Origin of the sequence: Pseudomonas extremorientalis, assembly GCF_024584605.1 — a bacterium.
GTDB lineage: Bacteria > Pseudomonadota > Gammaproteobacteria > Pseudomonadales > Pseudomonadaceae > Aquipseudomonas > Aquipseudomonas extremorientalis.
Genome location: NZ_CP089519.1, coordinates 2,281,932 through 2,296,186 on the forward strand (window position 1 = coordinate 2,281,932; position 14,255 = coordinate 2,296,186).

A 14,255-nucleotide genomic window follows, 5' to 3' on the forward strand; every position below is an offset into this window, starting at 1 on the left:
GCAATACACTATTGGCCCCTCGGCGTTTGTGCTGCCGGGGCCTGGGGGCATAAGCTTTCGCCCCAAAGATTTTCTGCCTTGCGATAGGACCACCATGACCAGCCAGTTCCCCCAAGCCCGCCCACGCCGCCTGCGCCGCTCCCCGGAGCTGCGTGGCCTGTTCCAGGAAACCGAATTCACCCTCAACGACCTGGTGCTGCCGATCTTCGTCGAAGAAGAAATCGACGACTTCGTGCCAATCACCAGCATGCCGGGCGTGCAGCGCATCCCTGAGAAGAAACTGGCCGGCGAGATCGAGCGCTATGCCCGTGCCGGCATCAAGTCGGTGATGACCTTCGGCGTGTCCCACCACCTGGACGCCAGCGGCAGCGACACCTGGAAAGAGCGCGGCCTGGTCTCGCGCATGTCGTCGATCATCAAGGACGCTGTGCCGGAAATGATCGTGATGTCCGACACCTGCTTCTGCGAATACACCGACCATGGCCACTGCGGTGTGATGCACGGCGCCCATGTCGACAACGACGCGACGCTGGTCAACCTCGGCAAGCAGGCCGTGGCCGCCGCGCGTGCCGGTGCCGATGTCATTGCCCCTTCGGCGGCGATGGACGGCCAGGTCCAGGCGATCCGCCGCGCCCTGGATGATGCGGGCTTCACCCATATCCCGATCATGGCTTACTCGACCAAATTCGCCTCGGCCCTCTACGGACCGTTCCGCGAAGCCGGCGGCAGCGCGCTCAAGGGCGACCGCAAGAGCTACCAGATGAACCCGATGAACCGCCGCGAAGCCGTACGCGAATCGCTGCTGGATGAACAGGAAGGCGCGGATGCGCTGATGGTCAAGCCGGCCGGTGCCTACCTCGACATCATCCGCGACATCCGCGAAGCCTCGCGCCTGCCGGTGGCGGCGTACCAGGTGAGCGGCGAGTACGCGATGATCAAGTTCGGCGCCCAGGCCGGGGCGATTGATGAGGACCGTGTGGTGCGTGAAACCTTGGGCTCGATCAAGCGCGCGGGTGCGGACTTGATCTTCACCTACTTCGCGATGGACCTGGCGTTGGCGGGGATCTAGAACCACAACAGGTAAAATGTGGGAGGGAGCTTGCCCCCTCCCACATCAACAATGCCCGGCCCATCGTCGCCCAAGGAAGCCCCATGTATTCAAGCCGCCTGATCCTGTGCCTTGCCACTTTGCTGGTACTGGCCGGTTGCTCCACCACGCGCAACCCGCAACAGCCGCAGCGCAGCGAGGCCGAGGTGAAAGCGCAGATCGTGCGCCTGCTGCCGACCAAGGTGGCTGACCGCGAGGGCTGGGCCCAGGACATCTACACGGCCTTTGACACCCAGAACATCTACCCCAGCACGGAAAACATCTGCGCCGTGCTGGCGGTGACCGAGCAGGAGTCGACCTATCAGGTCGACCCACCGGTGCCAGACATGGGCAAGATCGCCCAGGATGAAATCCTGCGGCGTGCCGGCAAAGTCCATGTGCCGGCGTTTGTCGTGCGCAGCGCCCTGCAACTGCGCTCGCCCAGCGGCAAGACCTACGCCGACCGCCTCAATGCTGCGCGCACGGAGAAGGACCTGAGTGGCATCTTCGATGACTTCATCAGCATGGTGCCCCTGGGCAACACGTTGTTTGGTGGTTTCAACCCGGTGCATACCGCAGGCCCGATGCAGGTAAGTATCGACTTTGCGCAGAAACAGGCGCGGGGTTATCCCTACACGGTGGATGGCACAATTCGTCGCGAAGTCTTCACCCGTCGTGGCGGCATGTACTTCGGCATCGCGCACTTGCTGGGTTACCCGGTGAGCTACGACCGGCCGCTGTATCGCTTTGCCGATTTCAATGCCGGGTGGTACGCCAGCCGTAATGCCGCGTTCCAGGCTGCCGTCAGCCGTGCTTCGGGCACCGAGTTGGCCTTGGACGGAGATCTGATTCGCTACGGCTCGCTGCTGCCCGGCACCACCGAGTTGGCGGTGCGTTCATTGGGGGCCAGGCTGGACATGCGCAACCCCAGCATCCGCAGTCAGCTGGAGCAGGGCGAGCAATTGGATTTCGAGGACACCACCCTCTACAAGCGCGTATTTGCCCTGGCCGACAAGGCCGCCGGCAAGCCGATGCCACGGGCGATCCTGCCGGGCATCGTGCTCAAGAGTCCCAAGATCACCCGTAATCTGACCACGGCGTGGTTTGCCCAGCGGGTCGACGAGCGTTATCAGCGCTGCCTGAAGCGCTGATCAGCGTCGAGGTGAGCAGGCTTGCTGTGGTGACCGGGCTTGCTGTGGCAAGCGGGCTTGTTGTGATGACCGGGCTTGTTGTGGCGAGCGGGCTTGCCCCGCGTCGGGCTGCGCAGCAGCCCCAATCAAGCACAATGCGGTGTATCACATACCACTCGGCGGCTCGTTGCGGGTCTGCTTCGCACCCCAACGCGGGGCAAGCCCGCTCGCCACAGGTTCGCACCATCAGAGGAACGAGCTTTGTTCGCCGTTGATCGCCCGTGCGCGGGACTGATCCTTGGGTGAACAGCCTGCCACGGCCAGGGCTGCCAGCAGGAACAGGAGATAGGATTTTGGCTTGCCGTCCAGATGGCGCATTGCGGTTCCTTGGGAGGTATGGGGGAATTTGACGAGGATTAAAGCGGTGCCGCAGACGCGAGGTTGAAGGGTAAAGAAAAGGCCTGGTTTTCGTGGAACCAGGCCCTTTCCATGTTGCTCTTTGAATCAGATGCGTTCGAGCGCCAGGGCTACCCCCTGGCCGCCACCGATGCACAGCGTCGCCAGGCCTTTCTTGGCATCACGCTTGATCATTTCATGCAGCAGCGTCACCAGCACGCGGCAGCCCGAGGCGCCGATCGGGTGGCCGATGGCGATGGCGCCGCCGTTGACGTTGACCTTGTCGGCGTCCCATTCCAGCTCTTTGCCCACCGCCAGGGATTGCGCGGCGAAGGCTTCGTTGGCTTCGATCAGGTCCAGGTCGCCCAGGCTCCAACCGGCTTTGTCCAGGCAACGGCGGGTGGCCGACACCGGGCCGATGCCCATGATCGCCGGGTCGACGCCGGCGTTGGCGTAGCTGGCAATGCGCGCCAGTATCGGCAGGCCGAGGGCCTTGGCCTTGTCGGCGCTCATCAGCAGCACCGCGGCGGCACCGTCGTTGAGGCTGGAGGCGTTGCCCGCGGTGACACTGCCGTCTTTCTTGAACGCCGGTTTCAGCTTGCCCAGGGATTCGGCGGTGGTGCCGGCGCGGGGTTGCTCATCCACGGTGAAGGCCACCGGGTCGCCTTTGCGCTGGGGGATCAGGATCGGTGTGATCTCATCGACAAAGCGGCCCGCTTCAATAGCAGCGACGGCTTTTTGCTGGGAGGCGGCGGCGAACGCATCCTGGGCTTCACGGCTGATGCCGTACTTGTCCACCAGGTTCTCGGCGGTGATGCCCATGTGGTAGTCGTTGAACGCGTCCCACAGGCCATCGGTGATCATGCTGTCGATCATTTTGGCATGGCCCATGCGCAAACCGGTGCGCGCGGCGGGCAGTACGTACGGAGCCAGGCTCATGTTCTCCATGCCGCCGGCGATGATCACGTCGGCGTCACCGCAACGGATGGCCTGGGCGCCCAGGTGCAGGGCCTTGAGGCCCGAGCCGCAAACCTTGTTCAAGGTCAGGCTGGGCACCGCGTGGGGTAGGCCGGCCAGGATCGACGCCTGGCGCGCCGGGTTCTGGCCTGAGCCTGCGGTGAGGACCTGGCCGAGGATCACTTCATCCACTTCGGCCGGGTCCAGGCCGGTCTGCTCCAGCAGGCGACGGATCACGGCGGCGCCCAGTTCCGGTGCCGGAATGTTCGCCAGCGAACCCTGGAAGCTGCCCACGGCGGTGCGGGTGGCAGCAACAATCACGACGTCTTGCATGGAATCTGTCCTCACTGGAAGTGCATTTCTGGAACGTGGTCCGGGACGATCAGTTTACCGGCGGTCTTGCGCACAATCTCTTCAACGCTGACGCCAGGTGCGCGTTCCTTGAGGACAAAAGCGCCATTTTCGATTTCCAGGTACGCCAGGTCCGTCAGTACACGCTTGATGCAGTGGGCGCCGGTCAGCGGCAGGCTGCATTGGCTGAGCAACTTGGACTCACCGTCCTTGGAGGCATGGGTCATGATCACGATGATGTTTTCTGCACCGGCCACCAGGTCCATGGCGCCGCCCATGCCCTTGACCAGCTTGCCGGGGATCATCCACGAGGCGATGTTGCCTTGTACGTCGACTTCAAACGCGCCGAGTACAGTGAGGTCGACGTGGCCGCCGCGGATCATCGCGAAGGACTCGGCGGACGAGAAGATCGACGCGCCGATACGCGCGGTCACGGTCTGCTTGCCGGCGTTGATCATGTCGGCGTCGATGGTGTCTTCGGTCGGAAACGGGCCCATGCCGAGCAGGCCGTTTTCCGATTGCAGCATCACTTCGATGCCTTCCGGAATGTAGTTGGCCACCAGGGTCGGAATGCCGATGCCCAGGTTGACGTAGAAACCGTCCTGCATTTCGCGGGCGACGCGTTGAGCCATTTGTTCGCGGGTAAGAGCCATTTTATGTGTCCTTATTGTTCGGGCTGGGGGCGGATTATTTGCGTACGGTGCGCTGTTCGATGCGCTTCTCGAACGTGCCGCAGATGATCCGGTCGACGTAGATGCCAGGGGTGTGGATCTGCGCCGGGTCCAGCTCGCCCGGTTCGACGATTTCTTCGACTTCGACCACGGTGATCTTGCCGGCGGTGGCAGCCAGCGGGTTGAAATTCTGAGCGGTGTGGCGGTAGATGACGTTGCCGAAGTGGTCGGCTTTCCAGCCTTTGACGATGGCGAAGTCGCCGGTGATGGACTCTTCCATCAGGTACGGACGACCATTGAATTCGCGGGTTTCCTTGCCTTCGGCGACCGGAGTGCCAACACCGGTGGCGGTGAAGAAGGCCGGGATGCCGGCGCCGCCCGCGCGCATTTTTTCGGCCAGGGTGCCCTGGGGGGTCAGCACCACTTCGATTTCGCCGCTGAGCAACTGCTTCTCGAACAGGGCGTTTTCACCCACGTAGGAGGCGATCACCTTGCTGATCTGCTTCTGCTCCAGCAGCACGCCCAGGCCAAAGCCGTCGACGCCGCAGTTGTTGGATACCACGGTGAGGTCGCGGGTGCCTTTGCGCTTGATCTCGGCAATGAGGTTTTCCGGAATGCCGCACAGGCCAAAACCGCCGGAGAGTACGGTCATGCCGTCTTCCAGGCCCGCCAGTGCTTCCTCGTAGGACGCCACGCGTTTATCGAAACCTGCCATATGCACCTCTTTTATTGTTTGTGGGCCAGCCAATGAACCGAGTGTTGCTCCGACGGATTGATTTGTTAAGTTGTTTTTTAAGGTTGATTGATTTAAAAAACAGCATAGTCGCCTGGCCATTTGGAGTAGCGTCATGACAGTTAAACAGATGCGCGCGTTTCTCGCCGTGGCCCAGAGCCTGAGTTTCGCCGCCGCCTGCGAACGCCTGCACCTTTCCCAGTCGGCACTGAGCTTGACCATCAAGGGTCTGGAAGAAGGCCTGGGTGGGCGCCTGTTCAGCCGTAATACGCGCAACGTCGCGTTGACACCCGAGGGGGAATCCCTGCTGCCTTTGGCGCGCCGCTTGATTGCCGACTGGGACAACACCGAGGACGAACTGCGCCAGCGCTTTACCCTGCAACGCGGGCGGGTCACGGTGGCGGCGATGCCATCGTTCGCGGGCAACTTGCTACCGCCGATCCTGAAGATATTCCGCGCGCGTTACCCGCAGGTGAATGTCACCGTGCACGACTTGATCAACGAGCAGGTGCTGGAAATGGTGCGCGACCGCCAGGTGGAGCTGGGCGTGGCGTTCGAGCCTTCAGACGGTTCGTCGCTGGCGTTCACGCCGTTGTACCTGGATCGCTTCATTGCCGTGGTGCCGGGGGATTCGCCGTTGGTCGAGCTTGATGAAATCGACTGGAAAACCTTGCTGGAGCAGCCGTTCATCACGTTGCAGCGACCTTCGACGGTGCGGGTGATGCTGGAGGAGCATCTGGGGGCGCGGCAGATGAAGTTGCCGGTGGCGCTGGAAAGCCATCAACTGGCGACTGTAGGCAAGATGGTAGCGACGGGGTTGGGTGTCAGCGCCGTCCCCGCATTGTGTGCGCGGCAGATGGAGGAGGCGGGGGCTCATTGCATCACCTTGACCGATCCGGTCATTGAACGACCGATTGGGGTGCTGACCAAACCCGGCCATGAACTCTCGGCGGCAGCGCAGGTGTTGTTTGATATCTTTTGCGACGAAGCGAAGAAGGGACGATTTCCCGCAGTGTTGTAGAGCCGCAATTAAAAAGCCCGCTCGAATCAACAAGCGGGCTTAAATGTTTAATGCGGTGTTATCAGCAGTATCTATCAATCACTTTAACTTGCGATTGGCCCTTGAGATTCTGCCATTCGGTATTAAGTGTGTGGAAGACCTGCTCGATAAAGTTGCGATCGGCGGCTGCTTTCTTGCCGACATAACCCTGGCCACGGCGGTACATCTTCAGGCGCGCCGCCAGTTCACGGTTGTTGCGGTCGAACTCGGCCTCTTCGGTGTGGGGCGCCAGGCAGTCAATTTGCACTTCGCCCGATTTGCCAATCCACAGGATATGGTCGTCGAGTGTGTCTTTCTGCGCTGCGAACATCTCAGCCAATTCATCGATAGTTGGTTGGTTGTTCAGATTCATGTGTAAGCCCCTTGACCAGTTGGCGATCTATCAGTTGGTTCGTTAATACTTCGTAAGTTGTCTCCGGTTGCGAAAACCGGGCGTCAGCGACGGTCTGCCGAATACGGGCAGGGTCTTGAACCTGATGCATGTAGTCTTGCTGATGAACTGCTACGCAATGCATTCATAACGAAGACAAGCCGCATTTGAGCGCCTTGTACCGAGCCCTTAGGGCCGGTCAGCTTCATCAATCTGCCTTGTGGGCAGTGCACATCCGGAAAAAACAGCTCGGCGGTCAGACGAGCTTGTTCAAAACGCTTGTTGCCAACGCTCCCGATCCGGGAGACGTCTCGATAATGCAAGGACAAAATGGTTACGTCAACGCTTATGTAGTGATTATTTTTTCTCACTACATAAATTGCCGTGGGGACGGGAGAATGCGGGAAAACGTGACTTGGGCGTCATTTTCTGGAAGTGCAGGTCAGGCTGTATAACGCCTGTTGTGGCGAGCGGGCTTGTCCCGCGTTGGGCTGCGAAGCGGCCCCAATAAGAACACTGCGCAGCATCAGGAACTTTTCAGCGCCTGGATTGGGGCTGCTCTGCAGCCCAACGCGGGACAAGCCGGCTCGCCACAAAGGATCTGCGCTTGATTGAGTTACCGTAACCGTTCGACCAAACGCGGCAAAAGTCGCTCGCACTCGGCTTCGATCTTCACCTGCAACAGCTCATCTGCGCGGGTCTTGCCCAGGTTGATGGCGATGACGGGTTTGCCCTGTTCGACCATGGCTTTGCACAGGCGGAATGCCGAATAGGCCATCAGCGACGAACCGACTACCAGCAAGCCCTCGGCATGGCCGACGGCGGCCATTGCCCTGGCTGCTGTCGCCGGTGCTACGTTCTCACCGAAAAACACCACATCCGGCTTCAGGCGCTCGCCATTGCAATGGGGGCAGTGGGGGACCTGAAAGTGTTCTTCAAAAGCAGGGTCGAGCAAGGTGTCTCCATCGGGCGCCTGCACCGCATGGACCTGCGCCAGGTAGGGGTTGTCGATTTCCATCTGCCGCTGAATTGCATCGCGTGCACTGCGCAACTGGCAATCCAGGCACAGCACCCGGTGCAGGCTGCCGTGCAGTTCGATTACATCATGGGTGCCGGCCTGATCATGCAGGGTGTCGACGTTTTGCGTGATCAGCCCGCTGATACGCCCGCGTTGCTGCAATGTCGCCAATGCCAGGTGCGCCTTGTTCGGCTGCGCAATGCGGACCCTCGGCCACCCGAGCATCGCCCGCGCCCAATAACGGCGGCGTGCCTGCGCGGTGGCGAGGAACTCCTGGTACATCATCGGCGCCTTGCCCCGGCGCACGCCGTCACTGTCGCGGTAGTCGGGAATGCCCGACGACGTGCTGATCCCCGCACCGGTCAACACCAGAAAGTGCCGTTCGGCCATGGCCCGATGCAAGGTATCGAGTTGGTTCTCTTGGTGTTTCAGCGTGTCGAGCATGGGCTCCCCTATTCGCCGCGGATGTACTGCTCCAGCTGTTTGATCAGGTCAGCCTGGTCGGCAATGGCTTCCTTGACCAGGTCGCCGATGGACAGCAGCCCCAACAGCTTGCCGTCTTCGACCACGGGCAGGTGGCGCAGGTGACTGTCGGTCATGATATTCATACACTCATCGACCTTTTTATGGGTGTCGACGGTGATCACCGGGGAGCTCATCACCTCATGGACCTTGGTGGTGACCGACGACAGCCCCTTGAGCATGATTTTGCGGGCGTAATCACGCTCGCTGATGATCCCGACCACTACGTCATCCTGGACCACCGGCAAGGCCCCGACGTTTTTCTCCGACATCCGCACCAAGGCTTCAAACACGGTGTGGTCGTGTTTGATGACATGCACTTCCTGGTTTTTCTGGTCCTTGGCTTTGAGCACTTCTGCAACGGTCTTCATGGCGGCCACTCCGGTGTTGTTGTTGGTTAGTCAGGGTCCCACTACAGAATCCTAGACCGGCCACCGCGCTGCAAGGTCCAAAGCGGCGCTAAACCCGTCGAAAAACGTCATTCGCCGGTTTTTTTGGGTGTTTAGCCGGCATTTTTCGGTTTTTTGGCCCGCTTGGGACTGGCCGTCGTCTTGTGTGGCGTGCTCTTGCGTTTCTTTTTCCATGGCGTGGCACCTCGGCCTGCCGGGCTGGCGGGACCGGTGATGGTCATGCGCATGCCATTGCAACGGGCGACCTGCTTGCTCATCCAGGCCGCCTGCTTGGCGACGAAGTCTTCCAAGCTCATTTCGCCGCTTTGCACCATGTCCAGGGCCTGCTCCCAGATGGCGGTGGTGCCTGGGTCGGCGATGGCCCGGGGCACGGCGTCGATCAGGCTGAATGCCGCCGGTGTAGCTGATAGCGCCTTGCCGTTCTTCACCAGGTAACCACGGTCCAACAGCCCCTGGATGATGCCGGCGCGGGTGGCTTCGGTGCCGATGCCGGTGGTGTCCTTGAGCTTTTGCTTGAGCAGCGGGTCTTCCACCAACTTGGCGACGTTTTTCATCGCCTTGATCAGGTCACCTTCGGTAAAGGGTTTGGGCGGTTGGGTCCACAGGTCCTTGAGGTTGACCCTGGCCACCCCATAATCCTGGCCCTGTACCAATGGCGGCAGGGCTTGCGGAGCCGGCGCTTCACGTCCCTTGGCTGGCGCCAGGGCTTCGGGCAGGGCGCGTTTCCAGCCCGGTTCGATCACTACTTTGCCCACTGCACGCAACGCCTGATTCGCACAGTCGAAATCCGCCTGGGTGCGATCGTACTCATGGTTGGACAGGAACTGCGCCAGGTAGCGTGCGCGGATCAGGGTATACACCGCACGATGCTTGCCGGTGAGTTGTCCCACATCCTTGCCGGCGCCGGTAGGGATGATGCCGTGGTGAGCGCTGACCTTGGCATCGTTCCACGCCCGCGAGCGTCGCTGGGTATCGATATGCGGCATCAGCTCGTTCACTGCGGTATCCGCACGTGCCAACGCAGCCAGGATCTTCGGCGCGTCGGGGTGCTGGCTCATCGGTAGATAGCCGCAATCACTGCGCGGGTAGGTGATGACTTTATGGGTTTCATACAACGACTGGGCGATATCCAGGGTTTCCTGGGCGCCAAGGCCGAGCTTCCTGGAGCAGATTTCCTGCAGGGTGCCCAGGTCGAAGGGCAGGGGCGCCACTTCACGCATGCGCTCGGTGCGCAGTTTCACCAGCCGGGCGGTGGCGGCGTTGGTCATGGCGTCGGCCGCGTCCCGCGCCAACTGCGGGTTGAGGCAGCGGCCCTGGTCGTCACAGGCGTCCTCGGGCGCGCGCCATTGGGCGGTAAAGGTCATGCCCCCGTGGCGCAGGTCGACATCGATGGCCCAGTAAGCCACCGGCACAAAATCGGCGATGCTGCGATCGCGGTCCACCACCAGGCGCAGGGTTGGCGTTTGCACCCGGCCTACGGGCAACACGCCCTGGTAACCGGATTGGCGCCCGAGCAAGGTGAACAGGCGGCTCATGTTCATGCCAATCAGCCAGTCGGCGCGGGAGCGGCCCAGGGCCGAGTGATACAGGCTGAACGTCTCGGCGCCCGGCTTGAGCGCCGCCAGGGCCTTGCGGATCGAGGCATCATCCAGCGCGGATAGCCACAGCCGCTGGATCGGCCCGCGATAACGGCAATGCTCCACCAGCTCGCGGGCGATCATCTCGCCTTCACGGTCGGCGTCGGTGGCGATCACCAGCTCCTGGGCTTCCCCCAGCAGGCGCTTGACCGCCTTGAACTGGCTGGCGGTCTTGGGCTTGACGCGCATCTTCCATTTTTCCGGGACGATGGGCAGGTCGGCCAGTACCCAGCGCTTGTACTTTTCGTCGTAGGCATCCGGCGGGGCGGTTTCCAGCAGGTGGCCGATGCACCAGGTGACCGTGACCCCATTGCCCAGCCAGCACCCCTCGCCACGGCGGCTGGCGCCGAGCACGGCCGCAATGTCCTTGGCCTGGGAGGGTTTTTCACAGAGGTACAGGCGCATGGTCGTCACACAGATCGGGTTGATGCTGTGCAGGATGCTCAGTCGGCGCGCATTGATCAACCATTATCTGTATGGATGTACAGCAATTTATGTAGGCGCCTGAAGGCAAATGTGGGAGGGGCTTGCCCCCTCCCACAGCGGATCTTCTGTGCTCAGGAGATCGGGTTAGTTGTTATCGATATCCACGTGACGGGTCTCTTTAAGGCAGACCATCCCCACGATCAAACTCACCCCGGTCACCACCACCGGGTACCACAGGCCGTAGAAGATATCGCCGGTGTAGACCACCAGGGCAAACGATACGGTCGGCAGGAACCCGCCAAACCAGCCGTTACCGATGTGGTAGGGCAGGGACATCGAGGTGTAGCGGATACGCGTCGGAAATAGCTCCACCATCAGCGCTGCCAGCGGGCCGTAGCACATCGCGGCAATCAGGATCAGCGCCACGATCAGCACCACCACCATGGTCTTGTTGACCTGGGCCACGTCCGCCGAAGACGGATAGCCGGCCAGGGTCACCGCGCCACGCAGGGCTTTTTCGTCAAAACCATCGATACGCACGTCGCCCACGCTCACTTGCACGGGGCTGCCGGCGGGGGCGGCGACGCTGCTGTAGGGCAGGCCTTGCTTGACCAGGAAGGTCTTGACCTTGTCGCACGGGCTGTCAAATTTCGCCTTGCCCACCGGGTCGAACTGGAAGGTGCAGGTGGCCGGGTCGGCCATCACGGTGATCGGCGCCTGGGTGCTGGCCTGGTCCATCGCCGGGTTGGTGTAGTGCGCCAGGCTCTTGAAGATCGGGAAATACAGCACGGTGGCCAGCAGCAGGCCGAGCATCAGCACCGGCTTGCGCCCGATCTTGTCCGACAGCCAGCCGAAGAAGATAAAGAACGGTGCACCGATCACCACGCTGATGATCAACAGCATGTTGGCCAGGGCCGGGTCCATCTTCAGGAACTGCGTGAGGAAGAACAGCACGTAGAACTGCGCCGCGTAGAAGGTTACCGCTTGCCCGCCGTTGATGCTGAACAGCGCGATCAGCACCACCTTGAGGTTTTCCCATTTGCCGAAGGACTCACGGATCGGCGCCTTGCTGGCCTTGCCTTCCTCTTTCATTTTCAGGAACGCGGGCGATTCGTGCAGGCTCATGCGGATCCAGGTGGAAATGCCCAGCAGCACGATGGAGAACAGGAACGGAATGCGCCAGCCCCAGACTTCGAACTGGTCACCGGTGAAGTAACGGCAGGCCAGCACCACCAGCAGCGACAGCAGCAGGCCGATGGTCGCCGTGGATTGAATCCAGCTGGTGTGGAAGCCGCGCTTGCCGGCCGGTGCGTGCTCGGCCACGTAGGTTGCGGCGCCGCCGTATTCGCCGCCCAGCGCCAGGCCCTGCAGCATGCGCAGCACGATCAGGATGATCGGCGCTGCGATGCCGATGCTGGCGTAGGTTGGCAGCAACCCGACACAGAAGGTCGCCACGCCCATCAGAATGATGGTGACCAAAAAGGTGTACTTGCGCCCGATCATGTCGCCCAACCGACCAAACACCAGCGCACCGAAGGGCCGCACTACAAAGCCGGCCGCAAAGGCCATCAGGGCAAAGATGAATGCCGTGGTGTCGTTGACCCCGGCGAAGAACTGCTTGCTGATCACCGCCGCCAGGGCGCCGTAGAGGAAAAAGTCATACCACTCGAACACCGTCCCCAGGGACGAGGCGAAGATGACTTTCTTTGAGTCGTTGCTGGTGCTCGCGTCGACCGGCGAGCCCAGGGTTTGAGCATGTTCTGACATCGGGTAGCCCTCACAGTGATTATTTATTGTTGTTCCACTGTCGGCGCCAGGTTCGGCGCCGCTATTCAGATTGCATGAACCAGTTCTTTCTCCGGGGCGAGACTCCTTGTATTCGGCGAAAGGATCAGCTGCGCGGCCTTCTCCGCGATCATCAGCGTGGGTGAACAGGTATTGCCAGAGGTGATGCGCGGCATGATCGAAGCGTCGGCGATGCGCAAGCCGGGCACGCCGTGCACCCGCAGTTGGGCGTCGACCACTGCGTCTTTATCGTTGCCCATGCGGCAGGTGCCGACCGGGTGGAAGATCGTCGTTCCGATGCGTGCGGCGGCTTCGTGCAATTGCGCTTCGGTCTGCAGCGAATCGCCCGGCAGATACTCCACCGGCTTGAACTGGCTCAGGGCCGGTGCGGCGACGATGCGGCGCGTCAGGCGGATCGCATCGGCGGCCACGCGCAGGTCTTCCGGATGGCTGAGGTAGTTGGGGCGGATCAGCGGTGCGTCCGCCGGGTTGGCCGAGCGGATGTCGATACGGCCCCGGCTCTGCGGACGCAAGTCGCAGACCGACGCGGTAAACGCCGGGAACCCGTGCAACGGTTCGCCGAAACGCTCCAGGGACAGTGGCTGTACGTGGTATTCCAGGTTGGCCGAGGTCTGTTCCGGACCCGAGCGCGCAAACGCACCCAGTTGACTGGGCGCCATCGACAGCGGGCCGCTGCGGTCGTAGAGGTAGCGCAGGCCCATGCCCATCTTGCCCCACAGGGTGCCGGCGATCTGGTTGAGGGTGCGGGCGTTTTCCAGTTTGTAGATCAGCCGCAGTTGCAGGTGGTCCTGGAGGTTGCCGCCGACGCCGGGCAGTTCATGCAGCACTTCGATGCCCAGTGGCTTCAGCACGTTGGCGGGACCGATCCCTGACCGTTGCAGGATGCCCGGCGAACCCACTGCACCGGCGCACAGCACAATCTCCTTGCGCGCTTTCCAGCTCACTTGCTGGCCGTGTTGACGCCCGACCACTTGGCAGGCACGGCCGTTTTCCAGGAGCACGCGGTCCACTTCCACTTCGGTCAGCACGGTGAGGTTGGGGCGCTGGCGCACCGGCTTGAGAAACGCCTTGGCCGCGTTCCAGCGTACCCCGGCCTTCTGGTTGACCTGGAAGTAGCCGCAGCCTTCGTTATCGCCCTGGTTGAAATCGCTGATGTTGGCGATGCCGCTCTGCGCCGCCGCATCGCGGAACGCATCGAGGATCGGCCAGTGCAGACGCTGTTGCTCGACTCGCCATTCACCGCCGTCGCTGTGAAATTCCGAGCCGCCGGCAAAGTGGTTTTCGCTCTGCTTGAACAGCGGCAGCACGTCCTTCCACGCCCAACCTTCATTACCTGCGGCCGCCCAGCCGTCGTAGTCCTGGGCCTGGCCACGCATGTAGATCATGCCGTTGATGGAGGAGCAGCCGCCCAGCACCTTGCCCCGTGGATAACTCAGCGCACGGCCTTGCAGGCCTTCCTGGGCTTCGGTCTTGAAGCACCAGTCGGTGCGTGGGTTGCCGATGCAGAACAGGTAGCCGACGGGGATATGGATCCAGGGGTAATTGTCGCGGCCACCGGCTTCGAGCAGCAGCACGCGGTGGGCGGGGTTGGCGGACAGTCGATTGGCCAGCAGGCAGCCCGCTGGGCCGGCGCCTACGACGATGTAATCGTATTCAGCAGTTGCAATGGGCATCTGAAGGT

The 14,255-nt window shown here is 61.8% G+C and carries 13 protein-coding genes; 3 read left to right on the plus strand and 10 right to left on the minus strand.

The window, feature by feature from the left end; genetic code table 11:
- Positions 1-94: 94 nt before the first annotated feature.
- A complete protein-coding gene (gene hemB, locus LUU92_RS10390) occupies positions 95-1,069 on the plus strand; it encodes a porphobilinogen synthase (protein ID WP_071495098.1) in 975 nt (324 codons plus the stop codon).
- Between the two features lie 83 nt (positions 1,070-1,152).
- Positions 1,153-2,238 carry a DUF1615 domain-containing protein gene (locus LUU92_RS10395; protein WP_257103560.1) on the plus strand — a complete coding sequence of 362 codons (1,086 nt, stop codon included), beginning with the start codon at positions 1,153-1,155 and terminating at the stop codon, positions 2,236-2,238.
- Between the two features lie 225 nt (positions 2,239-2,463).
- On the opposite strand, the gene LUU92_RS10400 is transcribed toward LUU92_RS10395, so the two are convergent.
- The 4 genes from LUU92_RS10400 to LUU92_RS10415 form a co-directional block, all read right to left on the minus strand.
- Complete coding sequence (locus tag LUU92_RS10400; protein WP_256575431.1) at positions 2,464-2,595, minus strand: hypothetical protein; 132 nt, start codon at positions 2,593-2,595, stop codon at positions 2,464-2,466.
- Between the two features lie 126 nt (positions 2,596-2,721).
- On the minus strand, positions 2,722-3,903 hold the full coding sequence (locus LUU92_RS10405) for an acetyl-CoA C-acetyltransferase (RefSeq protein ID WP_071489664.1): 1,182 nt from the start codon (positions 3,901-3,903) through the stop codon (positions 2,722-2,724).
- A gap of 11 nt (positions 3,904-3,914) precedes the next feature.
- Positions 3,915-4,574, minus strand: coding sequence for a CoA transferase subunit B (locus LUU92_RS10410; RefSeq protein ID WP_257103561.1), 660 nt, complete (start codon positions 4,572-4,574; stop codon positions 3,915-3,917).
- A gap of 34 nt (positions 4,575-4,608) precedes the next feature.
- A complete protein-coding gene (locus tag LUU92_RS10415; RefSeq protein WP_058425579.1) occupies positions 4,609-5,307 on the minus strand; it encodes a CoA transferase subunit A in 699 nt (232 codons plus the stop codon).
- A 133-nt stretch (positions 5,308-5,440) separates the two neighbouring features.
- Between LUU92_RS10415 and LUU92_RS10420 the strand changes: the two genes are divergently transcribed.
- Positions 5,441-6,346: a LysR family transcriptional regulator gene (locus LUU92_RS10420; RefSeq protein WP_071489662.1), complete on the plus strand. Its 906-nt coding sequence runs from the start codon at positions 5,441-5,443 to the stop codon at positions 6,344-6,346.
- 61 nt (positions 6,347-6,407) lie between these two features.
- Here the strand turns inward: LUU92_RS10420 and LUU92_RS10425 are convergent, their stop codons facing one another.
- The 6 genes from LUU92_RS10425 to LUU92_RS10450 form a co-directional block, all read right to left on the minus strand.
- Positions 6,408-6,737: a hypothetical protein gene (locus LUU92_RS10425; protein ID WP_025854475.1), complete on the minus strand. Its 330-nt coding sequence runs from the start codon at positions 6,735-6,737 to the stop codon at positions 6,408-6,410.
- Between the two features lie 634 nt (positions 6,738-7,371).
- Positions 7,372-8,217 carry an NAD-dependent protein deacetylase gene (locus tag LUU92_RS10430; RefSeq protein ID WP_071489661.1) on the minus strand — a complete coding sequence of 282 codons (846 nt, stop codon included), beginning with the start codon at positions 8,215-8,217 and terminating at the stop codon, positions 7,372-7,374.
- A gap of 8 nt (positions 8,218-8,225) precedes the next feature.
- On the minus strand, positions 8,226-8,666 hold the full coding sequence (locus LUU92_RS10435) for a CBS domain-containing protein (protein ID WP_071489660.1): 441 nt from the start codon (positions 8,664-8,666) through the stop codon (positions 8,226-8,228).
- Between the two features lie 131 nt (positions 8,667-8,797).
- Complete coding sequence (locus LUU92_RS10440) at positions 8,798-10,747, minus strand: DNA topoisomerase III (RefSeq protein ID WP_257103842.1); 1,950 nt, start codon at positions 10,745-10,747, stop codon at positions 8,798-8,800.
- 165 nt (positions 10,748-10,912) lie between these two features.
- On the minus strand, positions 10,913-12,535 hold the full coding sequence (locus LUU92_RS10445; protein WP_071489659.1) for an MFS transporter: 1,623 nt from the start codon (positions 12,533-12,535) through the stop codon (positions 10,913-10,915).
- 65 nt (positions 12,536-12,600) lie between these two features.
- Entirely contained in the window at positions 12,601-14,247 is a 1,647-nt protein-coding gene (locus LUU92_RS10450; protein ID WP_257103562.1) for a GMC family oxidoreductase, read from the minus strand.
- Positions 14,248-14,255 lie beyond the last annotated feature (8 nt).